Origin of the sequence: Streptomyces sp. SP17BM10 (assembly GCF_036322405.1) — a bacterium.
Taxonomy (GTDB): Bacteria; Actinomycetota; Actinomycetes; order Streptomycetales; family Streptomycetaceae; genus Kitasatospora.
Window position 1 is genome coordinate 18,552 of sequence record NZ_JAQYXB010000637.1, and the last position, 23,746, is coordinate 42,297.

Sequence of the window (23,746 nt, forward strand, 5' to 3'; positions counted from 1 at the left end):
TCACAGCCCCATCCGTCGACGCGACGAGGCCGGGCGGATGTCGGTGAGCGACTCCACCACCCGGTCCACGATTCCGTACTCCCTGGCCTGTTCCGCCGTGAACCAGCGGTCCCGGTCGCCGTCGCGGGCGATCGTCTCCTCGGTCTGGCCGGTGTGCTCGGCGGTGATCCGCTCGATCGTCTTCTTGGTGAACAGGAGGTTCTCCGCCTGGATCTCGATGTCCGAGGTGGAACCCCCGATGCCCGCCGACGGCTGGTGCATCATGATCCGCGCGTTCGGCAGCGCGAACCGCTTTCCGGCCGCGCCGACGGTGAGCAGGAACTGCCCCATGCTGGCGGCGAACCCCATCGCCAGCGTCGAGACGTCGTTCGGGATGAGGCGCATCGTGTCGAAGATGGCGAGCCCCGCGGTGACCGACCCGCCGGGGCTGTTGATGTACAGGCAGATGTCGGTGCGCGGATCCTCCGCCGAGAGCAGCAGCAGCTGTGCGCAGACCCGGTTGGCCGACACGTCGTCGACCTGCGTGCCCAGCAGGACGATCCGCTGGGCGAGCAGCTGCGCCGCGAGGTGGTCGTCGAACCGGCTGGGCGGGGTGTCTCCCTCCTCCGCGCGGGGCAGGAGGGTGGCGAGTGGAGTCATCAGGTCTCCTCGAAGGAGCGGGGGTGCTTGTCCCCTCCACTCTCGACCGCCGGAGACCTCCGGAGGTGATTTCTCTGCCCGCCGCAGATTCGCCGCGGGCAGAGGCCGGGCGGACGGCGCTCGGCCTACTCGGTGTCGCGCGGGGGCAGGCGACGCGTGATGCGGTCGAACAGGTCGGCCAGCGGCTCGCCGACCTCCCGGCCGAACTGCGGATCAGCCCCGACGTCCGGCGGGTCCTCGGCCGCGCGCCGCGCCCGTTCGCCGACTGGGCCGCCCGGAACGTCGCCGCGTTCCGCTGACCGTAGGACGGCGGCCGGCCCCCACCTCGTCGAGGTGGGGGCCGGCCGCCGTCCTACGGGTGTCCCCCGGTCGGGAATCAACAGCCACCCCGGCAGTTGATGAGGACCGGGCGACCGCGAGCGCGAGCGCCGATCAGCCCACGGTCACGGTGAACACGGGCGACGCGGTGCTCCCGCTGACGATGCGCAGCTCGTTCAGGCCCTTGATGCCGAGCTTCACCCCGAGCGAGTAGGAGCCCTTGCCGTTGGTGTTGACGGACGCGGGCAGGGTGACCCACGTGCCGTGCTGCTTCTGCTGCAGGGTCACCTTGGTGCCCGGCTTGAGGCCGGTGGTCGTGCCGTTGACCCGGAACAGCTCCCAGGCACGGACGGACGACACCGACGGCTTGGCCGTGATGCCGGCCTGGGCGGCCGCGGCGGCGACGGGCTGCGCGGCCGGGGTGGCCGGGGTGGCCGGGGTGGCGGCCATGGCGGTACCCGCCAGGCCGATGGAGAGCACGCTGACCGCGGTCACGGCGGCCAGGCGCAGGGAGTTCCGCTTGGAGACGATCACGGGTACACCTCTTCCGAGGGAGGTGGCTCCGGCCCGACCGCGGTGTCCGGTGCGGTGCGGGCCCTGTCATGTATACGGACGCCGCGCCCGCGCCGGTCGGTTGTGGGCGAAACGTCACCGCCTTGTAACAGACGGCAATGGTCTCCGGGCGACCCACCCCCTGCCCCTTCGCCCCGCCAACCCTGTGATCTGATCGTTCTGTTGACGCACCGACGACAGGAGCTCACCTCATGACCGCCGCACCGACCCCCACCCGGCTGACCGTCGGCCCCCACACCTTCGACGCCCTCGCCGCCGGGCCCGCCGACGGTGAACTCGTCCTGCTGCTGCACGGTTTCCCCGAGTTCGCGGACTGCTGGACCGACGAGCTGATCGCCCTGGCCGCCGCCGGCTACCGCGCCGTCGCCGTCGACCAGCGCGGCTACTCCCCCGACGCCCGCCCCGAGGACATCGCCGACTACGCCGTCGAGCACCTCGTCGCGGACGCCCTCGGCTTCGCCGACGCCCTGGGCGCGCCGCGCTTCCACCTGGTCGCCCACGACTGGGGCGGCCTCGTCGCCTGGGCGCTGGCCTCCGCCCACCCCGAGCGGCTCCTCAGCCTGACCGTCCTGGCCACGCCCCACCCCGAGGCGCTCTACGAGGCCATGAACAACGGCAGCGACCAGCGCGAACGCTCGCAGTACGTCCGGCTCTTCCGCCAGCCGGGCCACGTCGCCGAGCAGGGGATGCTCGCCGACGACGCCGCCCGCCTGCACACCCTCTACCGGGGGGCGCTGACGGAGGAGCTCATCGAATCCAACGTCCGCCGCCTCACCGAGCCCGGCGCCCTGACGGCCGGCCTCAACTGGTACCGGGCGATCAACGACGAACTCCGCGTCCCCGCCGGGAAGATCACCGTCCGCACGCTCTACATCTGGGGCACCGAGGACATGGCCCTGGGCCGCGACGCCGCCGAACTGACGGCCAAGCACGTGAGCGCGCCCTACCGTTTCGTCCCCCTGGAAGGCGCCACCCACTGGCTCCCGGAAGCCGACGCCGACCGCGTCATGCCCCTCCTCCTGGAGCACCTCGCGGGCTGACCGGAACGGCGGCGTCGACGGGCACCTGCCCGCGGATGACCTCGCCTCAGCCGCACAGGGCTGCCCGTTGCGCCTGCACCATCCCCTTGCTCAGCGGAACGGGCGGCTCTCCCTTCAGGTCGGCGCCGATGTCGTAGAGGTTGCCGACGAGGACCAGTTGGCGCTGACCGTCAGCGGTGGTGAGCGCGACGCTCGTGAAGCCGGGCCCGCCGCCGTCGGTCTCCCAGGCGGCGACGGTCCTGGCGTCCGTCGCCTCGCCGCACCGCACGTCCATGTGCTGCACGCCGAGTCCGTACGCCGGTGCGTCGGGGAACGTCACCGTGGTGAGGAGTTCGCGCTGCTGGGCGGGGCGCAGCAGCTCCCCGCCGAACAGCGCCCGGTGGAAGTGGGCCAGGTCGTTGACGGTGGAGATCATGGCGCCGGCCGTCCAGTCGTAGGACGGGCTGAAGCGGGTCATGTCCTGGTGCTTGAAGTCGTACCCGTGCAGGTGCGGGCCGTGGACGGCCGGATCGGTGAGCGGGAAGGTGGTGTCGTCGAGGCCGAGCGGGGCGAGGATCCGCCGGTGGATCTCGGCGGGGGCGCTGTGGTGGGTGACCGCTTCGATGACCAGGCCGGCGACGAGGTAGTTGGTGTTGGAGTAGGACCAGCCGGATCCGGGAGCCAACAGCGGCTTGTGCTGCACGGCGCGGGCGACCACCTCGCGCGGGGTGTAGACGTGGTCCCGGTCGTGGCGTTCCAGGTAGGGGGCGAAGAACTCCCGCTCGGTGGTGGGGTCGTAAAGGCCCGCGGTGTGGTTGAGCAGGTGTCGGACGGTGATGGCCGAGCCGTCGTTCCCGTTCCCGTCGACCACGCCGGGCAGCCACGTCTCGACGCTGTCGTCCAGGGACAGCCTCCCCTCCCCCTCCAGTTGCAGGAGCACCGTCGACACGAACGACTTGGTGTTGCTGGCGATCCTGAACCGCTGGTCCGGCCGGGCCGGCTCGCCGGTCGCGAGGTCCGCGACGCCGGCCGCCACCCGCGCCTCCCGCTCCCCGTCCCTGGCGTAGGCCAGCACTCCCGGGAAGCCGTCCGCGACCGCCTGCCCGACACCCTCGGCGAGGCCGGCGGGCGGTGCGGAGGCTCCCGCCCGGGGCGCTGCGACCGCCGTCGCCGGGAGCAGCCCCGTGACCGCCGCCGCGCACACGCCCGCCCACAGCGCCGCCGTACCCGTACGTGCCCTCATCGTTTCCCCTGTTCGTGGTGTTCGTTCCCCGTTCACGCCCAGCGTGCCGCGCCGGCCCACCGCTTGCCCAACCGGCTACCACCCGAATGGATACGGGGGCCAGCCCCCATCCGCCCGGCGGGTGCGATGTGACAACGGTCCGTGTCATCCGCCGTCTTGGGGGTAGCCGCAGTCCATTCCGACCGCAAAGGAGTGGAGACCATGGGCATCGGCGGCTGCATCCTCCTGTTCGCCCTCGGCGCGGTGCTGGCCTTCGGGGTCGACTGGCACCTGTCCGGGATGAACGTGCACGTCGTGGGCTGGATCCTGATGGCCGCGGGCCTGCTCGGCCTGGTCACCTACGCGAGCGTCTACAAGCGCCGCCGCTTCACGGGCCGGGCCGGGGCCGACGAGATCGTCGAGGAACGGCGCTACTACGACGAGCCCTGAGCGGATCCGCCGCGCCGGGCGGGGAGCCGTCCCGGGGCGTGATCGACGATGACGGCGGCGGCGTCCCCCGCCTCACCGCCCGCTCGGTCACGCGCCGGCACGTCCCGCGCCGCCCTCAGGACCGTCAGGCCAGCTCCGCCTTCGTCAGCACCCCGGCCGCCCTCCCGTCCACGAGCACCACCACCGCCGCGTGCCCGCCCGCCAGCGCGGCCCGCGCCTCGGCGGCCGGCTGCCCGACGCCGACGGTCGGCAGGGCCGGGCCGAGCAGCGGGCGCACCGGGTCGTCGGGGCCGGCGCCGCCGTCCGCGAGCGCCGCGCGGAGCACCTCCCGGGACACCGAGCCGAGCACCTCCGCGTCGACCACCCCGTGAGGCCGCGCCGCCCGCGGCAGAACGGCCGGGGCCACGCCGGCCGGCACGGCCCGCAGCGCCTCCAGCGCCTCGCCGACCGTCGCGTCCGCGCCGACCGTCACCAGCGGGCCGGCCGCCTCCAAGGCCGCCCGCAGCTCCTCCTGTCCCGGCTCCTCCAGGAAGCCCAGGCGCCGCATCCACCCGTCGCTGTGCACCTTGGACAGGTAGGAGCGGCCCGAGTCCGGCAGCAGCACCACGACCAGGTCGTCCGGCCCCAGCTCGCGCGCCACCCGCAGCGCCGCCGCCACCGCCGTCCCGGACGACGGGCCGGCCAGGATGCCCTCCTCGCGCGCGAGCCGGCGGGCCGTCAGCAGCGATTCGCGGTCCGGGATCCGCTCGAACCGGTCGATCACCTCCGAGCGGTAGGCCTGCGGCCAGCGGTCCTCGACCGTCTCGGGGTGGAGGAAGTGGCCGATGCTCTCGACGAACCACGGGCTGCCGTCTCCGCCCCCGTACGACGAGGACTCCGGGTCCGCGCCGATGACCGTCACCGTGCCGCCGGACGCCTCCTTGAGGTACCCGCCGGTGCCGGTGACGGTGCCGCCGGTGCCCACACCCGCGACGAAATGGGTCACCCGGCCGCCGGTCTGCTCCCAGATCTCGGGACCGGTGGTCCGCACGTGGGCGTCCGGATTGGCCGGGTTGTCGTACTGGTTGGCGAGCCAGGCCCCGGGGATCTCCTCGGTGAGCCGGCGCACCACGTTGAACAGGTGCCGCGGATCCTCCTGCGGCACGGAGGTCGTCGCGAGCACCACCTCGGCCCCGTACGCCCGCAGGATGTCCGACTTCTCGGGCGCCGACTTGTCCGACACCCCGGCGATCACCCGGTACCCCCGCCGCCGGCCCACGATGGCGAGCCCGATGCCGGTGTTCCCGGACGTCGCCTCGACGATCGTCCCGCCGGGCGCCAGCAGCCCCGCGCGCTCGGCGGCCAGGATCATCGACAGCGCGGCACGGTCCTTGACGCTCCCGCCGATGTTGAGGAACTCGGCCTTGGCGTAGATCGGCGCGCCGATCCCGGCCCCCAGCCGCGCGAGGCGGAACAGCGGCGTCCCGCCGATCGCGTCGAGGACGGACTCGTGCACTGCGGTCATCATGCGCTCCTTCATCCGGGTCGACGTGCGACCGGGTCACCGTGGGCGGACAGGTCCGAGCCTGCCCACGCCCGCGCCCCCGTAGACGGGTCCGGGGGCGGGGTCGGTCACTTGCCGCCCCAGACCGTGAAGAAGAGCACGATCGGGGCCAGGCTCAGCAGACCACCGATCGCCTTGCCGATCGGACCGCCGTTCTTCCGGCCCGCGAGCAGCAGCACGAGGCCGGACGGGAAGAACCCCACCAGGACGGGCAGCGGAGCCAGGAGCCACGGAAGGGAAACCAGGAGCTCCAGGCCGAACTGCAGCCAGCCGATGACGAGACAGGCCACGCGGAAGCCCCAGCGCCCCGGCACTCCGAGCGGAATCAGCGTGCTGAATCCCGCCAGGCACCACCGGGCGAGGGTCTGCCCATCGGCTCCCGCATGACCCGTCAGGTACGCGACCGCGTAGACCAGCCACGACGCACCGGCACACGCGGCGAGCCCCCACGGCCGCGGCTCGGCGTAGTGCGAGGCCAACGATCCGGCCATCATCCACCCCCCAGAATGCTTTGACCGCGTTCAAGATAGTTGAACGCGTTCAAAGTAGCACCGCCGACCGCCCCTCGAAGACCCACCCCTCCCGTGCGGACCCACCCCGCCCGACCAGGTGTCAGAGCGGTCCGTGAGACTGGCCCGCGCAAGGACCGGCCATCGCACCACCTCGGGGGAGACCATGACCGACCCGCTCGACGGGCTCGACGACATCGACTGGGCGGCGCTGCACCACGCCTACGGTCCCGCCACCGACGTCCCCGGCCTACTGCGCGCGCTCGCGTCACCGGATCCGGCCGAGCGCGACCACGCGCTGGACGCCCTGTACGGCGGGGTCCACCATCAGGGCGACCTGTACGGCTCCACCCTCGCCTGCCTGCCGTTCCTCTGCGCCCTCGCCGCCTCCCCGGCCGTCGCCGACCGGGGCGCCCTGCTCACGCTGCTCGACAGCATCGGCGAGAGCGCCGAGCGCCGCGCCGAACTGGCCGAGCACATCGCGGACCCGCAGGCCGTCGTCACCCGGGCGCAGGCGACCGACTCCTGGGGCGACGACCTGGAGCTCGCGTACGGTCTGCTGGCCCGCACATCGCTGGAGCAGCGGCTGCCCGGCCTGACCGCGCTGCTGGCCGACGCCGAACCCGACGTGCGCGCGGCAACCGCCGTCCTCCTGGCGGGCCGCCACGCCCGGCCCGGCACCGTCCTGGACCTCATCACCGCCCCGGCCGCCGCGCGGGAGGACGACCCGACGGTCCGGCACGCCCACGTCATCGCCCTGAGCACCCTGGCCGGGCGGCTGAGCGACGACCCGCCCCAACAGCTGCGCGCCACCCGGGCGCTGGCCGCGCTCGCCGAGCCCGGCCAGGACCCGGCGACGGAACTGGCCGCGCTCGCCGCCCTCGCCCGCCACACGCCGCAGCGCCTGCCCGAGGACCTGGCCGACCGCGCGACCGCCGCCCTGGACCGCGCCCGGCAGCACCCCACCGCGCCCGCCGACGAACCACGCCCCGAGACGGACACCCTCCTCTCGCACCTGCGCACCCTGCAGACCGCGTCCTTCACCGACGACACCGACGACATGGTCGCCGAAGCGCTCGACGACCTCATCGAGGCCCTGGGCGACCGGGTGCCCGAGCGTCACCGGCTCGTGCTGCACACACTGCGCCACGGCGACCCGCACAGCCCGCAGGCCGCCGTCGACCGGGCGGGCGACCTGCACAGCGGCTGGCGCGTCCCCGCCCCGGACGCCGCGCACACCGCCGAGGCGCTGGGCCGGCTCCTCCGCGGCCCCGACCCGCAACTCGCCGCCTCGGCGGCCCAGGAGCTGCGCCTCGGCCGGTTGCCGCTCTCGCCCGACCTGCTCGACACCGCCGCCCGCATCGCCGACGACGGCCGCTACCACACCGACTGGGGCTGGGAACGGAAACTGCCCGGCCAGTGCATCCAACTCCTCGCCGCCGCGGGCGACGAACGGACCGTCGGGCTCCTCGCACCACTGCTCGCCGGCCGCACCGTCCCCGAGGACCTGGCGCTCTACTGCCGCCAACTGCGCCCGCACGCCCACGACATGCTCCCCGCACTGATCGCCCGGGCCCACCCCGCGTCCGAACGCTGCGAGGTGGACGGCGTCGTCGACGACGCCGCGCTGCACGAACTCGGCCGCCTCCTCGCCGCCATGGCCGCCACCGGCCACCCGCAGGCGAGCGTGGTGATCGGCCCGGTACTGGCCGCGTGCCTCGACCTCACCCGGGACACCACCGGCTCGCTGCACCCCGGCCTGCGCACGGTCCTGTCCGCCCCCGAGGGCCTCGGCCCCGACGCCGAGGACGCGCTGCCCGTCCTGCGCGACCTGCTCGGCGACCCCCACCGCGTCACCCGGGTCGCCGCCGCCCGCGCGCTGTGGCACGCCGGGCAGGACCCCGCCGGGCTGCTGCCCGTGCTCGACGCCGTGATCGCGGACACCGACGACTGGTATCCGCGCTTCCACGCCCTCGAACTGGCCTCCGCGATGGGCCCGGACGCCGCCCCACTCGGGAACCGCGTCCGCGCCGCCCTCACCGCCGAACGCGACATCGAGGAGCACGACCACACCCTCGTCCGCCTCCTCCTCGCCGCCCGCGCCACCGCACCCGACGTCCGAGCCGACGAGGGGCCCGACGACGACCTGCTGCGCGCCCTGTGGACGCGCAGCCGCTCGCTCCGTCCGCTCATCGCGACCGCCCTGCGGCGCGAACAGGCCGAGCGCGCCCTCCCGTCCGGCTTCCCGGAGCTGCTGCACGCCGAACTCGCCGACCCCCGCCGCGTCGGCAACAACGGCGACCACAGCCGCGGGACGCGCTACGACACCGACGCCGACGACCGCTTCCGCACCGACTGCCGGGCACTGCTCGCGGAAGCTGTCCTGGAGACGGTCGGGACCGCGGCGTTCCCCGAGCGCCGCCCCGCGGTCCGACCCGTCCGCCCCACTGCGGACGCGGGCACCGCCACCACACCGAACGCCTCCTGGAGCAACCCGGCATGACCTGGACCGAGCACATCGTGGAACGCGACGGCGTCCGCCTCTCCTGCCGCGACTGGGGCGGGCCGGGAACCCCGGTGGTGCTGCTGCACGGGCTGGCCGGCCACGCGGGCGAATGGGATGCCGTCGCCCGGAGCCTGAGCCGCCGCCACCGGGTCGTCGCCGTCGACCAGCGCGGCCACGGCGCCGCCACGCGCCGGCCGGGCGACGTCTCCCGCACCGCGTACGTCGCCGACGTCGTCGCCGTCGTCGAACAGCTCGACCTGCACCGCCCGGTCCTGGTCGGACAGTCGCTGGGCGGCCACACCGCCATGCTCACCGCCGCCGCGCACCCCGCCCTCCCGGGCGGCCTCGTCCTCGTCGAGGCGGGAGCAGGCAGCCCGAGCCCGGACCTCCCCACCGCGATCGGCGCAGCACTCGACGCCTGGCCGAAGCCGTTCCCGTCCCGTGGCGCCGCGGTCGAGTTCTTCGGCGGCGGCGCGGTCGGCGAGGCCTGGGCGGGCGGGCTGGAGGAGCGGGACGGCGGCTGGTGGCCGCGCTTCGAATGGGACGTGATGGTCGGTTCGTTGGCGGAGCTCGCCCGGCGTTCCTCCTGGGACGAGTGGACGAGCATCACCTGCCCGGCACTGGTCGTCCTCGGCCAGTCGGGCGTCATCCCCCGGGAGGAGGCGGAGACGATGCTCCGACTCCGCCCCGAGACGGAGGCCATGAGCATCCCCGCAGCGGGCCACGACGTCCACCTGGAACAGCCCGACCCCCTGTGCCGGGCACTGTACGGGTTCCTCGACCAGGTGGACGGTGGGCGCTCCCCGGAGGAGCTCGAGCAGCAACGCCGGTAGGTCCGCCTCGGTCGATGTCATCCGAACCTCCTGCCGCAATCGATGCAGCAGGAGCGAACCGGCTCGCCCCCCGCCAGGAGGCGGAGGGCGGCGGGCACGTCGATACTGGGCGGGACCCCGAGGAGGAGATCGTGGACTACGGTTTCGGCGTCCGGCTCGGCCGGCCGTTCGCGGAGGTGGTCGAGGTCGTCACGGCCGCGCTCAAGGAGCAGGGCTTCGGTGTCCTGACCACCATCGACGTCCGGGCGACCCTCCGGGAGAAGATCGGCGAAGAGGTCGAGGACTACGTCATCCTCGGCGCCTGCAACCCCACCCTCGCCCACCGCGCGCTCCGCGCCGACCGGCGGATCGGGCTGCTGCTCCCCTGCAACGTGGTCGTCCGGGCGGACGGTGACGGCACCGTCGTCGAGGCCGTCGATCCGCAGGTGCTGGTCGCGCTCGCGGGGCCGGACGGCGGGCTCGACGAGATCGCCGACGAGGCCGCCCGACGGTTGCGCGCCGCGCTCGACTCGCTGAGGGGCTGAGGGGGATCCGGCCGTGAACGCTCCCGTCGTCGTCGGATTCGACGGCTCGCCCGAAAGCCTCGCCGCCACCGAGTGGGCCGCCCGCGAGGCTCAGCGCCGCCGTGCCCCTCTCACCGTCCTCCAGGCCTGGCCCGGCCCGCACCGGGATGTCGTGGGCAGGGACGAATCCTTCCGCCAGGCGCAGGAACGACTGGCCGCCCGAGAAGCGCAGTTGATCGACACGGCGCCCGGGGTCCCCGTGACCGCCTCGACGGTGTCGGGCGATCCGGTCGAGGCCCTGGAGGAGGCCGGCCGGACCGCCGCCCTGCTCGCGCTCGGCTCGCGCGGCCTCGGCACCATCCGCGGGTACCTGACCGGCTCGGTGAGCCAGGAGGTGCTGCGCCGGGCGGCCTGCCCGGTGGTGCTCGTCCGCGCACGCGAGGGACAGTCAGGCGGGCGAGAACCGGACGGCCCTGTCGTCGTCGGGCTCGACCTGGCGCACCCTGCGGACGACGTGCTGGCCTTCGCCTTCGAGGCCGCCGCGGTCCGCGCCGCGCCGCTGCGGGTCGTCCACGTGTGGTCCCCGCCGGCCGGCAGCGAGTACATGTCCTACGGCGCCATCGGCGGGCTGGAGGGCGAGATCTCCAGCGTCGAGTGGAACGGGCTCGCCAAGGCCATGGAGGCCTGGCGGGCCCGACACCCCGAGGTGGCCGTGACCGCCGACCTGGTCCGGGGCAAGGCCGCCGTCGAACTCGTGGACGCGGCGGCCGCGGCCCGGCTGCTCGTCGTCGGCCGCCGCGCCCGGCACCTGCCCCTGCGCCACCACCACCTGGGGGCGGTCGCGCACGCCGTGGTCCACCACGTCCACTGCCCGGTCGCCGTCGTCCCGTACGGCTGACCCCCGCCCCGCTCTGCCGCCCGTCACCCGGGTGGCAGGCCGTACTGGCGCCGGCACCGAACGGCCCGCACGGTGGACGAGGAACTCCGACGGTTCACAGGACGGTGGCGGTACAGATGAACGCGCACGAATCCGCTCCCCGCGTCGTGGTCGGTGTCGACGGCTCGCCGTCGTCGCACGCCGCGCTGCGCTGGGCGCTCCGGCACGCCAAGCTGATCGGCGGCGTCGTCGACGCGGTGGGCGCCTGGGAGCCGCCCAGCCACATGGGCTGGTCGGCGCCCGTGGTCGACCACTCCTTCGACCGGGAGGTGGCCGAGCGGCGGTTCGCCGACGAGCTCGACCGGGTGCTCGGCGAGGGCCGGCCGGTGGAAGTGCGCCGGACGATGGTGATGGGCGAACCGTCCGACGTCCTCCTGAACGCCTCCCGGGGCGCCGAGCTGCTCGTGGTGGGCAGCCACGGCCGTAGCGGCTTCACCCGCGCGCTGCTCGGCTCGGTCAGCGTGCGCGTCACGCAGCACGCCACGTGCCCGGTGGTCGTCGCCCGCGCGGACTGAGCCGACCTGGACGTCTCGCTGCGCAGTGTTCGGGGCGCGACCTGCCCCGACCCGGGGTGCGGCGGAGGGTCAACTCCGGGCCACGCGCAGCGCCCAGAGGACCAGGGGCACCTGGAGCGGGAGCCGCGCGACGGCGGCGGTGCGCAGCGGCGCCGGGCGGTGGCGCCAGTCGCGGGCCATCCGCACGTTGGCCGGGAGCACGGCGACGAAGAGCCCGGCGGCGGCCAGCGCGCCGGCCCGGCGGGTGCGCGGGTGGGCGACCGCCGCGCCGACAACCACTTCCGCGAGACCGCTCAGGTGGGTCCAGGTCCGGGGACTGCCGGGCAGGGCGCGCGGGACGATCGCGTCGAACGGGCGCGGGGCGGCGAAGTGCGCCACCCCGGCGCCCAGCAGCAGCCCGCTCAGGAGGCGGGCGGAACGGTCGGACCGGTCGGATCTGTCGGCGGGCATGCTGCTCCTCCAGGTGCGCGTCGGCGGGCCCCGGCGCGGAAGGCCCGCCGTGACTACCGGAGAGTAACCCCGGCGGGGCGGCAGGCGGAACACCCGGCCGGGCCCGCGCGCCCTCACGTGAACGGCAGCAGCATGACCGGCGCGCCGCTCGGGTGCGCGGACCCGCCCGCCGGCTCGACCGTGACGCCGACGCCCGTCGCCCCGTCCAGCGCCCCGAAGAGCACGAGCGACCCGTCGCCGCTCGGCAGCAGCCCCGCCGGGCGCATCGTCCCGGCGTCGTCGAACCAGAGCTCGTACGTCCGGCCGCCGGCCGGGGCGGGCATCCCCGAGGCGAGGAAGGCCGCCTGACCGCGGCCGTGCGACCACACCACGGTGCCCACACCCGCCCTGCCGGCCGCCGTGCCGCTGGCGGTACGGGCGTCGGGCGCGGCGAGGAGGTCCGCGAACCGGTTCTGCTGCAGTTGCAACGCGGCGGCCCGCGCCCGTGCCCGGTCGGCCTCCCGGTGCTGCTGGACGGCGAGGCCGCCGGCGCCGGCCGTGACGGCCAGGCAGGCGGCGAGCGCCAGCTTCGGCCACGCGCGGCGCAGCCGGCCGGGCCGGGCGCCCTCCGCCGCGGCGGCCGCGGTCCGCGGGGCCTCCTGCCGGATGGCGGGCAGCGCCGCCATCACCCGCGCCTTCATCGCCTCCGGCGGCACCACGGACTCCGCCGCCCCCAGCCTGGCCAGGGTCGCGGCGAACTCGGCCACCTCCTGGGCGCAGGCCGGACAGTCGGCCAGGTGGCGTTCGAACTCCGCGCTCTCGGCCGGGTCCAGCGCGTGCGCGGCGTACGCGCCCGTCAGCGTGTGCAGGTCGGCGACGGTCATGCCCCCACCCCCAGGCAGTCGCGCAGGCGGATGAGTCCGTCGCGCACGCGGGTCTTGATCGTGCCCAGCGGCACGCCGAGCACCTCGGCGACCTGCGGGTAGGTGAAGCCGCGGTAGTACGCCAGCGTCAGCGACTCGCGCTGCAGCTCGGTGAGCACGCGCATGCACCGCCGCACCTGCTCGCGTTCCAGCCGGCCCTCGACCTGCTCGGCGACCTCGTCGAACACCGGGGCGTGGGCGGCGGCCGCCGCCCGCCGGTCGCGGTCGGCGGAGGCCTGCGCGGCGCGGACCCGGTCCACCGCGCGCCGGTGCGCGATGGTCAGCACCCACGCCATCACCCCGCCGCGTTCGGCCTGGTAGCGGGCGGCGGTGCGCCACACCTCGAACAGCACCTCCTGGGCGACCTCCTCGGACTGCGCCGGGTCCCGCAGGACGCGGCGGACCAGGCCGAGCACCGGCCCGGCGACCGCGTCGTACAGGCGCGAGAACGCCTCCTGGTCCCCGCGCGCGACCCGCGCGAGCAGGTCTCCGAGGTCCTGTCCGGACCGCCCCGGCCCGGACAGGTGCACGACGGCGCTCATCCGGCCGTTCCCCGGTCACGGCGGGCGGACGGCGGCCCCAACGGGCGGACGGCAGGCATGGAGGACCTCCCAGGGCCCGGCCGGGGAGCGGCCCGGCAGGGCGGAGCGGAACGGACTGACACCCCTCCTTCGAGGCCGGCACCCGACCGGATTGGCCTGTATCCGGGGCCGCCGCCTGTACGGGGTTGTACGGAGTTCGTGACTCCGCACACCGCCTCGGCCAGCCTTGAGGCAGAACTCGACCAGGGGCCGGACGGGCCGCCCGCCAGGCACGCCAAGTCCGGTGGCCCGGACGCGAGTTCCCGATGAGGGACGTACGCAGCCGTCAACGCCGAAGGAGTCTCCGTGAAACCCCGTCTCGCCGCGTCAGCCGGAGTGCTGGCGCTCGCCGCGACCGCCACGCTGTTCGCCGCCGGGACGGCCTCCGCCGACAACGGCGGCTGCCGGGCCCCGTACTACGCGGACGGCGTGCTGACCCAGGCCTGCATCAGCTCGGAGGGCGGGCGCACCATCCGCGCCTCCGCGTACACCGCGGACCAGGTCCACAACACCGTCGACCTGTGCGTCAAGATCGTCGACGGCGCGGGGAACCAGTACGGCGGGACGGCGTGCAGCCGGCAGGACGCCTACTACGGCTCCGTGAACGGCTACGCGACCAACGTGCCGCCCGGCAGGTACTACGCCGTGGCGTGGTTCACCGCCCCCGGCTACTACTACGCCGGCGAGTCCCCCGCGATCGACGTCTCCTGAGCCCGGGCGCCGGCATCCACGGGGGTGACGTCGGCGCCCGCCCCGGCCCCGCCCCGCGCCGCTGCCCGGCGCGGGGCGGGGCCTCGATCACCCGATCGGGTGATCGAGGGGTGGGACGCTCGTGGTGACCGAGCCCTCTCGTCGCCCGAGGACGGATCCGGGGTGGTCGAGGAGACGTGGGGGTGACGGTCGCCGAGCCGGGACGGTGGCGCGCATCCGGACCTTGAAGGTGCGTCGGTCCGGTCACGTGGCGTGCGGGCCCCGGGCCGGGCGGGGGACGTCGGCGGGCTCGGGGGCGGGTGAGCGGTGCGCGGCCGCATCGCCCACGGGGATGCGCGGGAGGGCGTACGGGTGCTCGTCGCGCAGGTAGCCGATGAGGTGCTCGCGCAGGGCGCAGCGGAGGGCGAACGCGTCGTCGGCGTTGGCCGCCGTGGCCAGCGCGCGGACGACGATCGTGGTGGGCGTGGTGTCGACGACCTGGAGGGCGCTGCCCTGACCGTCCCACAGGTCGCTCTTGGCCAGGAAGTCGTCGAACTCCTGCCGCAGCAGGGCCACCGGGGCGTGGTGGTCCAGGTGGAGCAGGGCCGTGCCGGTGATCCGGCTGGAGCGGCGGGTCCAGTTCTCGAACGGGCGGCCGACGAAGTAGGACATCGGCATCACCAGCCGCCGCTGGTCCCAGGTCTCGATCACCACGGCCGTCAGCGTGATCTCCTCGACCTTGCCCCACTCGCCGGCCACCACGACGACGTCCCCGATGCGGGCCAGGTCGCCGAAGGCCATCTGCACCCCGGCGAAGACGTTGGCGAGCGTGCTCTGCGCCGCCACTCCCGCCGCCACACCGACCAGTCCGGCGGAGGCGAGCAGGCTCGTGCCGACGCCGCGGACCTCCGGGAAGGTCATCAGGACGGCGCCCAGGGTGGCGACGGCGACGATCGCCTGGCAGATGCGGCCGAGCAGGCTGGCCTGGGTCCGGGCGCGCCCCGCCCACGCCGGGTCGCGCCGGTAGACGGCGATCTTGAGGGCGCCCTCGGCGACGAGTGCGACCAGCCGGCCGCACAGCCATCCCCCGGAGGCGATCGCCAGGATCACCGTCAGGTGGCGCAGCCCCTCGCGGACGGCGGGCGGAGCGGCGATCCACGGTTGCGCGGCGGCGAGCACGAGGCACGCCGTCAGCGCGAGGACGGGCTGTCGGCAGCGGCGCACCATCATCGGTACGCCGGTGGTGGTGCCCGGGGCCGCCAGGCGCCGTGCCACCGCCTGCACCAGCCGGTCGAGACCGTAGGTGACGAGGGCGGCGGCGACGCCGACGACGGCGAGGCGGAGCAGGCTCCACCACATGGAGCGGTCTCCCTTCTGCGGTGGCGGCTCACGCCGTTGAAGGCGTTCGCGCCGGTCACACCGTTCAAGCCGTTCACACGGTTCATCCGGTTCATCCGCTTCAGTCGGGCGGCTCGGGCGGTCCGGGGTGGCCCGGCTGTGGCGTGGCCGGGTCGGGCGGCGGCCAGAGCGGCTCCGGATCCGGGGTCGGCTCCGGGAGCGGGTCCGGGGTCGGATCCGGCGGGGGCTCGGGCGTGCCGGGCGACGGCGGGGGGTCGGGCACCAGGGGCGGACCGGACGGCCGTGTCGGCTCCGGCGGCGCCAGCGGCTCCGGCGGCGGTGGCGGGAGGCCGGGTTCGGCGGGCGTGATGGTCATGGTGGTGTCTCCCATCGGGATCGGTCCGGTGCGGTCAGGCGGCCAGCAGGTCCTTGAGCCCCTGGTCCCAGTCGATCCGGGTGTGTTCGAGGCCGGGCGGCACCATCCGGGCGGTGGCGGCCAGGAACCGGGCGACCCGGTCGGCGGAGGCCGCGAGCAGGGCGATGCCCTCCTCGCCGGCGAGGGCGATCAGCACGTAGGCGTCGTCGAAGGGGGCGACGTGGACGTCGCCCTCCCCCGTCGGCGCGTGGAGCCCGGCGACGAGCAGGTCGCGCGAGAGCGTCCACAGGGCGCCCGGCTGGTAGTCCGCGAAGTCCAGCGCCACCGCGTGCGGCTCGTCGGACCGGTAGGACCAGCCGACCTCCAGGAGCCGGCTGCGTTCGTCCCCGGTCATCAGGCGCATGGTGATCCGGGTGGCAAGGCATTCCATGGGGCGTTTCCCCTTCCCGGGTTCGTCGGGCCGGGACGGCCGCAGGTCGTCCCGGCCCGTGCGTGTGTGGTGTCCGGCGGTCCGGCGCGTCCGGCGGTGCGGGCGGGGCAGCGCGCCGGGTCAGAAGATCCGGCCGCCGTAGAAAGCGTCGTAGTACGGTCCGAACCGACCGCGGGCGTCGTAGTCGTCGTCCTGGCCGCCTTCGCCGAGGTCGGGACTGTTCTTGATCTCGTCCCTGGACCGGTCGACGTAGACCTTCTGCTCGGCGATCTCGATGCGCGTCACGGTGCCGGCCGGGAGCAGCACGCGCCGGCCGAAGATCCACGGGCCGGTGTCGACGACGAGGTACTGCTCGCCCACCGCCTCGGACAGCTTGTCGACCTTGCCGATCGGACCGTCGACCGCCTCCACGTGGAAGCCGATGAGGTCGGTGCCGGCCGAGTGCCCCGCGGCGGTGCGGAACTCCCAGATGTCACGGCGCTCGGTCATGACTGCCTCCGTTCGTCTCCTCGAAAGCCGGGCTCCGTCGTACGGGCCCGGCCGGTCGTGACGGGTCGGCTGCCCCGGATGCGGCGGTTCATGCCACCGGATCGACGAACCGCCCGCAGCGGCCGGGACCGCCCGGCGTTCAGGCGGACGACGCCGGTCCCGCGGCGGCGCTGCGCTCGACGTGGTGCTTGAAGTCGTTCAGGTCGTCGATGACCCGGCGGTCGACGAAGCCGAGCGCCTCGACGAGGTGCTCCCAGAGCCCGTGCGGCTCGATCTCCAGCTGGAGCATGATGCGGGTGGTCCGGTCGTCCACCTGGTGGAAGGTGACGACGCCGCTGTGGCGCACCGGGCCGGTCCCGCCGTCCCAGGCGACCCGCTCGCCCTCCACGACCTCCGTGGTCACGGCCTCGAACTCCCGGCGGCCGCCGGCCGTCACGACCACCCAGCTGCTGTTCCCGGGCCCGGACACGTCGACGCTCACCACGCCGCGCATGAACCGCGGGAAGTCCTCGCACCGCACCCAGCGCTCGTAGACCTCGCCGCGCGGCGCCGCTATCTCGACCGACTCCTCGATCCGTCCCATGCCTTCCTCCTCCTCGACCTCCGGCCCTTGCTCCCCCGACGCCGCCCGGCTGGCGGCCCACGGGTGCCCGGGTGCCCCGTTCCCCGCCCGGCATGCACCGTGTGCGGCGAGCCCGTTACGATCCGTCCACGAAGTGCCCGACATGACGCCCGATCCGGCCGTTCACACAACCCTCACAACGGGAACCGGCATGGTTCCGGACCCGGCGGGTAACCGGGGACGGACCGTACGCCGAGGGGAAAGGACCGACATGGCCACGACCAGTGACGAACTCCTCCACCGCGCGACAGGCCCTGCTCCGGACGAGGCGCCGCCGGTCGGCGTGCCCGGAGACGCGTGCGCCGTCATCCCCGAGCTCGACGGCATCGACGACCCCCGGCACGTCGCGCCCGCCGACGCGCGCGAGCTGACCAAGGTCCTGCTGGTCCGGCTGGCGGCGCTGGAGGAGGGCACCCGCGAGTACTCCTACGTGCGGGCCACGCTGATCGAGCTCAACCTGTCCCTCGTCCGGTTCGCGATCCGCCGCGTGGGCAACCGCCAGGAGCCCCTCGAGGACCTCATACAGGTCGGCTCGGTCGGCCTGATCAAGGCGATCGACCGCTTCGACCCCGACCACGGCGCGGAGTTCACCACCTTCGCCCTGCCGACCATCCTCGGCGAGATCCGCCGCCACTTCCGCGACGCCACCTGGGCCGTCCACGTGCCGCGCCGCCTGCAGGAGCTGCGCATCACCCTCGCGAAGTCCCGCGACGAGCTGTTCCAGCGCCTGGGCCGCGCGCCGACGGTGCCCGAGATCGCCGCCCACCTCGACCTGTCGGAGGAAGAGGTGATCGAGGGCCTCGCCGCCGCCAACGGCCACACCGCGGGCTCCCTGGACGCCCCCGCCATCGAGGGCCAGGAGGAGGCGAACCCGCTCGCCCAGCGGCTCGGCGAGGAGGACCCGCGGTTCGACACCGTCGAGGCCCTGATCGTCCTCAAGCCCCTCATCGCCGCCCTGCCGGAGCGCGACCGGCTCATCCTGTCCATGCGCTTCGGCGAGGACCTCACCCAGTCCCAGATCGGCGCCCGCCTCGGACTGTCCCAGATGCACGTCTCCCGGCTCCTCAACCGCCTCCTGAAGAAGCTCCACGCGCACCTCACCGCCACCTGAGCCGGCCCCCGCGAAGCCGCGCACGCCACCCGAGGCCTTGGCCGCACCCGGGTGGCGTGCGTACGCTCGTGGAGCACACCCGTGGAGGGGAAACACGACGATGCCCGCAGAGCAGACGATGCCCACAGAGAACGAGCCAGCGACCGTGCCGACCACCGCGTTCCCCGACCCCTTCCAGCCGGGCTCCCGCCCCCGGCCCGACCTGGTCGTGCACACCCGGCTCACCGACGCCGGGGCGGCCGTCTGCGCGCTGGCGGGCGACCTCGACATCGAGACCCTGGAGCCCGCCAGGAACGCGCTCCACGACCTGGTGCGCCGGCGCCCGCCACTGCTCGTCGTCGACCTCGGGCACGTCGACTTCTGCGACTCCTCCGGCCTGAACCTGCTGCTGCAGACCCGCATGGCGACGATCGCGGCGGACGTCGGCTTCCGCCTCGCGGCGCCGTCCGCCATGGTGCTGCGGCTACTCGAACTGACCTGCGCCGACAGCGTGTTCTCACTCCACCCCTCCGTGGACGCGGCGCTCGCCGCACCGCTCTGACCGGCGGCGCGCATATTCCGGCGACAGCCGGGAATCCGAGCAGACGAAGCACACCGGAGCACGGCAGCACCACCAGGTGCCACCAAGCGCACCGAAGCACGACCAAGCTCAGCGAACAGACGAAACGGACCGCGTCGCCGAAGCCGAAGGGGACCCCGCACATGACGACCAGCCGGGCAACCCTGGACGACGACCGGCCGGGCACCGGCCCCACCCTGCCGCCCGGCGGACAGCGCCGGCGCCTGCACCTGGCCGGGCAGCCGAAGCCCGTCGCCCGTGCCCGGGCGTACGCCGCGCAGGCCGTCGCCGACTGGTCGTGGCCGACCGGCGGCTCCGGCGGGGACGACATCGTGCTCCTCGTCGCCGAGCTGGTCGCCAACGCCATGCTGCACGCCGGGGGCCCGGTGGACCTCGTCCTCGACGCCTCCGAAGCCCGCCTGCGCATCGAGGTCACCGACCGCTCCACCGCCCTGCCCGAGCCGCGCCTGCCCCACCTCCCGGGCCTGCCCGGCGGCCACGGCCTCTTCATCGTCCAGAACGCCGCGACCCGCTGGGGCGCCGAGCCGCACGCCGAGGGCAAGACGGTCTGGGCCGAGATCGACGCGACACCAGCGAGCCCCGGAACCTGAGCGACCGCTCCGGCACGGTGACGTCGGAGTCGTCCCCGTGCGGCACAACTGCCGTGCCCTGCGGGACGAATGACACGAGCACAGCGGCCAGCACGCCCTTCCCCACCCCCGCACCACCGGGTCGCTGTCGGCAGCACGCGCGCTCCCCTCGTCGTTCGACGACACCGGCGACCGGGCGGACCACAGCACGGCGGACCACCGCCTTGTCAAGCCGGCGGGAAGGATCCGTCAAAGTCTCCGCCGCGAAGGCCCCGCCCGGCGCGTCGACCGCTCCGACCCGCTAGCCTGGACCGCTTGTTCCCCCCGCGTTCCGCGCGGTCCCCGAGAGCCCTCCGAGGAGCACAGCGCCGTGTCCGACAGCTTCGCGCACCTGCACGTCCACACCGAGTACTCGATGCTGGACGGGGCGGCGAAGAACGGCAAGCTGTTCGCCGAGGCGCAGAGACAGGGCATGCCCGCCATCGCGATGAGCGACCACGGCAACATGTTCGGCGCGTACGAGTTCTTCCACGCCGCCGCGAAGACCGGGGTGAAGCCGATCATCGGCATCGAGGCGTACGTCGCCCCGGCCTCGCGCTTCCTGAAGAAGCAGGTCTTCTGGTCCCCCGGCGGCCAGCGCCCCACCGGCGCCGACGGCGAGGGCGGCAAGGACGTCTCCGGCGGCGGCCGCTACACCCACATGACCATGTGGGCGCAGAACGCGACCGGCCTGCGGAACCTGTTCAAGCTCTCCTCGCTCGCGTCGATGGAGGGCTACTACATGAAGCCCCGCATGGACCGCGAGCTGATCGCCGCGAACGCGGGCGGCATCATCGCCACCACCGGCTGCCCCTCCGGCGAGGTGCAGACCCGGCTGCGGCTCGGCCAGTACGACGAGGCGGTCAAGGCGGCCGGCGCCTACCAGGACATCTTCGGCAAGGAGAACTACTTCCTGGAGCTGATGGACCACGGCCTCGACATCGAGCGGGACGTCCGCGAGGACCTGCTGCGCCTGGCCAAGCAGCTGAACATCCCGCTGCTGGCCACCAACGACTCGCACTACGTGACCGCCGACCAGGCCGACGCCCACGACAGCCTGCTCTGCGTCGGCGTGGGCAAGAACAAGGACGACCCGAACCGGTTCAAGTTCCAGGGCACCGGCTACTACGTGAAGACCGCCGAGGAGATGCGCGAGCTCTTCCGCGAGCTGCCGCAGGCCTGCGACAACACCCTCGCGATCGCCGAGCGCGTCGAGTCGTACGAGGAGGTCTTCACCTACGTCGACCGGATGCCCCAGTTCGACGTGCCCGAGGGCGAGACCCAGGCCTCCTACCTGCGCAAGAAGATCGAGATCGGGCTCAAGCACCGGTACGGCGACAGCCCGAGCCAGGAGGTGCTGGACCGCATCGAGCTGGAGATGGGCGTGATCACCCCGATGGGGTTCGACGCCTACTTCCTCGTGGTCGCCGACATCTGCCAGTACGGCCGGGACAACGGCATCCCGGTCGGTCCCGGCCGAGGCTCGGCGGCCGGCTCGATGGTCGCCTACCTGACCGGCATCACCCAGCTGGACCCGCTGGAGCACGACCTCCTCTTCGAGCGCTTCCTCAACCCCGAGCGCATCAACCCCCCGGACGTCGACATCGACTTCGACGACCGCCAGCGCGACCAGATGGTCCGCTACGTCACCGAGAAGTACGGCGCCGCCTACACGGCCCAGGTGAACACCTTCGGCACGATCAAGGCCAAGGCCGCCGTCAAGGACGCCAACCGCATCCTCGGCTACCCGTTCTCCATGGGCGACCGCATCACCAAGGCGATGCCGCCGGACGTCATGGGCAAGGGCGTGCCGCTGGCCGACCTCTTCGACGAGAAGCACGCCCGGTACAACGAGGGCACCGAGATCCGGGCGCTCTACCAGAACGAGCCGGACGTCAAGAAGATCATCGACACCGGCCGGGGCATCGAGGGCCTCATCCGCGGCACCGGCGTGCACGCCGCGGCCGTCATCCTCTCCTCCACCCCGCTGCTCGACCTGATCCCGCTGCACATGCGGGACAAGGACGGCGTGATCATCACCGGCTTCGACTACCCGTCGTGCGAAGCCATGGGCCTGATCAAGATGGACTTCCTGGGTCTGCGGAACCTGGGCATCATCGACCACTGCATCAAGATCGTGAAGGCCAACCGGGGCATCGACGTCGACATCGAGAAGATCCCGATCGACGACCCCACCACCTACCAACTGCTCGCCCGCGGCGACACCCTGGGCGTGTTCCAGCTCGACGGCGGCCCCATGCGCGCCCTGCTCAAGCTGATGAAGCCCACCGAGTTCGCCGACATCTCCGCCGTCTCCGCGCTCTACCGGCCCGGCCCGATGGGCATGAACTCGCACACCAACTACGCCCTGCGCAAGAACGCCCAGCAGGAGATCGTCCCGATCCACCCCGAGCTGGAGGAGCCGCTCAAGGACGTCCTCGGCCCCACCTACGGCCTGATCGTCTACCAGGAGCAGGTGCAGCGAGCCGCCCAGGTGCTGGCCGGCTACTCGCTCGGACAGGCAGACCTGCTGCGCCGCGCGATGGGCAAGAAGAAGAAGGAGGTACTGGAGAAGGAGTTCGTGCCCTTCCACGCGGGCTGCAAGGAGCGCGGCTACTCCGACGAGGCCATCCAGGCGGTGTGGGACGTCCTGGTCCCGTTCGCCGGCTACGCGTTCAACAAGTCGCACTCCGCCGCGTACGGCCTGGTCTCGTACCAGACCGCCTACCTGAAGGCCAACTACCCGGCCGAGTACATGGCCGCGCTGCTCACGTCCGTCGCCGACGACAAGGACAAGATGGCCGTCTACCTGGCCGAGTGCCGGCAGATGGGCATCAAGATCCTCTCCCCCGACGTCAACGAGTCGGTGGTCGACTTCACCGCCGTCGGCAGCGACGTCCGCTTCGGCCTCAAGGCCGTGCGCAACGTCGGCGTGCCGGTCATCGAGTCCCTGGTGCGCACCCGCGAGGAGAACGGCAAGTACACCTCGTTCCCCGACTTCCTGGACAAGGTCGAGCTGGTGGTCTGCAACAAGCGCACCGTCGACTCCCTGGTCAAGGCGGGCGCCTTCGACTCGCTCGGGCACACCCGGCTCTCGCTCAGCAGCGTCCACGAGACCGCGATCGACGCCGTCACCGGGGTGAAGAAGCAGCAGGCCATCGGCCAGGACGACCTGTTCGGCGCGATGGACGCCGGCGACGGCGACGGCCCGGGCATCGGACTGGACTTCCAGCTCACCGACCAGGAGTGGCCCCGCCGCCAACTCCTGGCCCTGGAGCGCGAGATGCTCGGCCTGTACGTCTCCAGCCACCCGCTGGACGGCGCCGAGCACATCCTCTCCCAGAACCGCGACACCTCGATCGCCGAACTCCTCGGCTCCGGCCGCTCCGAGGGCGAGGTCCGCCTCTCCGGCCTGATCACCGGCGTGGACCGGCGCATCAACAAGGCGGGCAACGCCTGGGCGATCATCACCCTGGCCGACCGCGACGGCTCGGTCGAGGTGCTGTTCTTCCCCGCGACCTACAACCTCATGGCCGACCAGATGATCGAGGACAACGTGATCTCGGTGCGCGGCCGCCTCAACGAGCGCGACGGATCGCTCAGCATCTTCGGCCAGGAGATCAGCACGCTCGACGTCTCCTCCGCCGAACTCGGCACCAAGCCGCCGGTCCAGATCACCGTCCCGGTCTCCCGGCTCACCCCTCAGGTGGTCGCCGAACTCAAGCTCGCACTCCAGGCCCACCCCGGCGACGTCCCGGTCCGCCTGCTGACCACCAACTGGGACAAGAACACGCTCTACGAGCTTGGCTTCCTGGTGAACCCCGACAACGGCCTCGCCTCGGACGTCAAGACGCTCCTCGGCAACCGCGCCTGGGCGGGCGCGGCCGTGCGGGCCTGAGCCCGGAGCCCGACCCGGCGCCTCCGGCGGCTCGTCCGACCGGCCGGGGGCGTCGTGGTCCTCCGGCCGGGATCCGCTTCCCGGCCGACTCGTCGCGTCATCGC

The 23,746-nt window shown here is 73.5% G+C and carries 26 protein-coding genes; 13 read left to right on the forward strand and 13 right to left on the reverse strand.

All coding sequences use genetic code 11. From position 1 onward, the window contains the following. On the reverse strand, positions 1 to 639 hold the full coding sequence (locus tag PUR71_RS27190) for an ATP-dependent Clp protease proteolytic subunit (RefSeq protein ID WP_329929765.1): 639 nt from the start codon (positions 637 to 639) through the stop codon (positions 1 to 3). A gap of 65 nt (positions 640 to 704) precedes the next feature. On the opposite strand from PUR71_RS27190, the gene PUR71_RS41355 reads away from it, so the two are divergent. Further along, complete coding sequence (locus PUR71_RS41355; protein WP_443077586.1) at positions 705 to 938, forward strand: hypothetical protein; 234 nt, start codon at positions 705 to 707, stop codon at positions 936 to 938. A 133-nt stretch (positions 939 to 1,071) separates the two neighbouring features. On the opposite strand, the gene PUR71_RS27200 is transcribed toward PUR71_RS41355, so the two are convergent. Then, positions 1,072 to 1,491, reverse strand: coding sequence for a hypothetical protein (locus PUR71_RS27200; RefSeq protein WP_329929766.1), 420 nt, complete (start codon positions 1,489 to 1,491; stop codon positions 1,072 to 1,074). A 230-nt stretch (positions 1,492 to 1,721) separates the two neighbouring features. On the opposite strand from PUR71_RS27200, the gene PUR71_RS27205 reads away from it, so the two are divergent. After that, positions 1,722 to 2,570 carry an alpha/beta fold hydrolase gene (locus PUR71_RS27205; protein WP_329929767.1) on the forward strand — a complete coding sequence of 283 codons (849 nt, stop codon included), beginning with the start codon at positions 1,722 to 1,724 and terminating at the stop codon, positions 2,568 to 2,570. Positions 2,571 to 2,616: 46 nt separating this feature from the next. On the opposite strand, the gene PUR71_RS27210 is transcribed toward PUR71_RS27205, so the two are convergent. Further along, complete coding sequence (locus PUR71_RS27210) at positions 2,617 to 3,792, reverse strand: serine hydrolase domain-containing protein (protein WP_329929768.1); 1,176 nt, start codon at positions 3,790 to 3,792, stop codon at positions 2,617 to 2,619. Between the two features lie 201 nt (positions 3,793 to 3,993). Here PUR71_RS27210 and PUR71_RS27215 point away from each other — a divergent pair, with 201 nt between their 5' ends. After that, positions 3,994 to 4,221: a DUF6458 family protein gene (locus tag PUR71_RS27215; protein ID WP_329929769.1), complete on the forward strand. Its 228-nt coding sequence runs from the start codon at positions 3,994 to 3,996 to the stop codon at positions 4,219 to 4,221. Between the two features lie 124 nt (positions 4,222 to 4,345). Here the strand turns inward: PUR71_RS27215 and PUR71_RS27220 are convergent, their stop codons facing one another. Both PUR71_RS27220 and PUR71_RS27225 read right to left on the reverse strand, forming a co-directional pair. Then, positions 4,346 to 5,725: a pyridoxal-phosphate dependent enzyme gene (locus PUR71_RS27220; protein WP_329929770.1), complete on the reverse strand. Its 1,380-nt coding sequence runs from the start codon at positions 5,723 to 5,725 to the stop codon at positions 4,346 to 4,348. A gap of 107 nt (positions 5,726 to 5,832) precedes the next feature. Then, the gene (locus PUR71_RS27225; protein WP_329929771.1) at positions 5,833 to 6,243 is read right to left on the reverse strand and encodes a hypothetical protein; all 411 of its coding nucleotides are present in this window, start codon (positions 6,241 to 6,243) and stop codon (positions 5,833 to 5,835) included. 196 nt (positions 6,244 to 6,439) lie between these two features. On the opposite strand from PUR71_RS27225, the gene PUR71_RS27230 reads away from it, so the two are divergent. The 5 genes from PUR71_RS27230 to PUR71_RS27250 all read left to right on the forward strand — a co-directional run bounded on the left by PUR71_RS27230 (position 6,440) and on the right by PUR71_RS27250 (position 11,567). Continuing rightward, positions 6,440 to 8,776 (forward strand): hypothetical protein, encoded by a 2,337-nt coding sequence (locus tag PUR71_RS27230; protein WP_329929772.1) that lies wholly within the window; start codon positions 6,440 to 6,442, stop codon positions 8,774 to 8,776. Next, a complete protein-coding gene (locus PUR71_RS27235; RefSeq protein WP_329929773.1) occupies positions 8,773 to 9,612 on the forward strand; it encodes an alpha/beta fold hydrolase in 840 nt (279 codons plus the stop codon). The genes PUR71_RS27230 and PUR71_RS27235 overlap by 4 nt, the downstream gene beginning before the upstream one ends. A 131-nt stretch (positions 9,613 to 9,743) precedes the next feature. After that, complete coding sequence (locus tag PUR71_RS27240) at positions 9,744 to 10,136, forward strand: DUF302 domain-containing protein (RefSeq protein WP_443077588.1); 393 nt, start codon at positions 9,744 to 9,746, stop codon at positions 10,134 to 10,136. A 13-nt stretch (positions 10,137 to 10,149) separates the two neighbouring features. Further along, on the forward strand, positions 10,150 to 11,013 hold the full coding sequence (locus PUR71_RS27245) for a universal stress protein (protein WP_329929774.1): 864 nt from the start codon (positions 10,150 to 10,152) through the stop codon (positions 11,011 to 11,013). 116 nt (positions 11,014 to 11,129) lie between these two features. Next, the gene (locus tag PUR71_RS27250) at positions 11,130 to 11,567 is read left to right on the forward strand and encodes a universal stress protein (protein WP_329929775.1); all 438 of its coding nucleotides are present in this window, start codon (positions 11,130 to 11,132) and stop codon (positions 11,565 to 11,567) included. A 69-nt stretch (positions 11,568 to 11,636) separates the two neighbouring features. On the opposite strand, the gene PUR71_RS27255 is transcribed toward PUR71_RS27250, so the two are convergent. From PUR71_RS27255 to sigK, 3 genes are all read right to left on the reverse strand, one after another. Further along, on the reverse strand, positions 11,637 to 12,017 hold the full coding sequence (locus PUR71_RS27255; protein ID WP_329929776.1) for a DoxX family protein: 381 nt from the start codon (positions 12,015 to 12,017) through the stop codon (positions 11,637 to 11,639). 113 nt (positions 12,018 to 12,130) lie between these two features. Further along, entirely contained in the window at positions 12,131 to 12,880 is a 750-nt protein-coding gene (locus tag PUR71_RS27260) for an anti-sigma factor (protein ID WP_329929777.1), read from the reverse strand. Continuing rightward, positions 12,877 to 13,461: an ECF RNA polymerase sigma factor SigK gene (gene sigK, locus PUR71_RS27265; RefSeq protein WP_329929778.1), complete on the reverse strand. Its 585-nt coding sequence runs from the start codon at positions 13,459 to 13,461 to the stop codon at positions 12,877 to 12,879. Before sigK ends, PUR71_RS27260 begins: the two co-directional genes overlap by 4 nt. A 345-nt stretch (positions 13,462 to 13,806) precedes the next feature. Between sigK and PUR71_RS27270 the strand changes: the two genes are divergently transcribed. Then, entirely contained in the window at positions 13,807 to 14,211 is a 405-nt protein-coding gene (locus tag PUR71_RS27270) for a hypothetical protein (protein ID WP_329929779.1), read from the forward strand. A gap of 243 nt (positions 14,212 to 14,454) precedes the next feature. Here the strand turns inward: PUR71_RS27270 and PUR71_RS27275 are convergent, their stop codons facing one another. The 5 genes from PUR71_RS27275 to PUR71_RS27295 all read right to left on the reverse strand — a co-directional run bounded on the left by PUR71_RS27275 (position 14,455) and on the right by PUR71_RS27295 (position 17,406). After that, on the reverse strand, positions 14,455 to 15,549 hold the full coding sequence (locus PUR71_RS27275; RefSeq protein ID WP_329929780.1) for a mechanosensitive ion channel family protein: 1,095 nt from the start codon (positions 15,547 to 15,549) through the stop codon (positions 14,455 to 14,457). Between the two features lie 100 nt (positions 15,550 to 15,649). Continuing rightward, positions 15,650 to 15,904 carry a hypothetical protein gene (locus tag PUR71_RS27280; protein ID WP_329929781.1) on the reverse strand — a complete coding sequence of 85 codons (255 nt, stop codon included), beginning with the start codon at positions 15,902 to 15,904 and terminating at the stop codon, positions 15,650 to 15,652. Between the two features lie 34 nt (positions 15,905 to 15,938). Then, complete coding sequence (locus PUR71_RS27285) at positions 15,939 to 16,334, reverse strand: SsgA family sporulation/cell division regulator (protein WP_329929782.1); 396 nt, start codon at positions 16,332 to 16,334, stop codon at positions 15,939 to 15,941. Positions 16,335 to 16,454: 120 nt separating this feature from the next. Continuing rightward, entirely contained in the window at positions 16,455 to 16,823 is a 369-nt protein-coding gene (locus PUR71_RS27290; protein ID WP_329929783.1) for a PRC-barrel domain containing protein, read from the reverse strand. A gap of 139 nt (positions 16,824 to 16,962) precedes the next feature. Beyond that, positions 16,963 to 17,406 (reverse strand): SRPBCC family protein, encoded by a 444-nt coding sequence (locus PUR71_RS27295; RefSeq protein ID WP_329929784.1) that lies wholly within the window; start codon positions 17,404 to 17,406, stop codon positions 16,963 to 16,965. A 250-nt stretch (positions 17,407 to 17,656) separates the two neighbouring features. Here PUR71_RS27295 and PUR71_RS27300 point away from each other — a divergent pair, with 250 nt between their 5' ends. The 4 genes from PUR71_RS27300 (at position 17,657) to dnaE (ending at position 23,642) form a co-directional block, all read left to right on the forward strand. After that, positions 17,657 to 18,556 carry a SigB/SigF/SigG family RNA polymerase sigma factor gene (locus tag PUR71_RS27300; protein WP_329929785.1) on the forward strand — a complete coding sequence of 300 codons (900 nt, stop codon included), beginning with the start codon at positions 17,657 to 17,659 and terminating at the stop codon, positions 18,554 to 18,556. A gap of 100 nt (positions 18,557 to 18,656) precedes the next feature. Further along, the gene (locus PUR71_RS27305; RefSeq protein ID WP_329929786.1) at positions 18,657 to 19,097 is read left to right on the forward strand and encodes an STAS domain-containing protein; all 441 of its coding nucleotides are present in this window, start codon (positions 18,657 to 18,659) and stop codon (positions 19,095 to 19,097) included. Positions 19,098 to 19,258: 161 nt separating this feature from the next. Continuing rightward, complete coding sequence (locus PUR71_RS27310; protein WP_329929787.1) at positions 19,259 to 19,726, forward strand: ATP-binding protein; 468 nt, start codon at positions 19,259 to 19,261, stop codon at positions 19,724 to 19,726. Between the two features lie 349 nt (positions 19,727 to 20,075). Next, positions 20,076 to 23,642 (forward strand): DNA polymerase III subunit alpha, encoded by a 3,567-nt coding sequence (dnaE, locus tag PUR71_RS27315; protein WP_329929788.1) that lies wholly within the window; start codon positions 20,076 to 20,078, stop codon positions 23,640 to 23,642. Positions 23,643 to 23,746 lie beyond the last annotated feature (104 nt).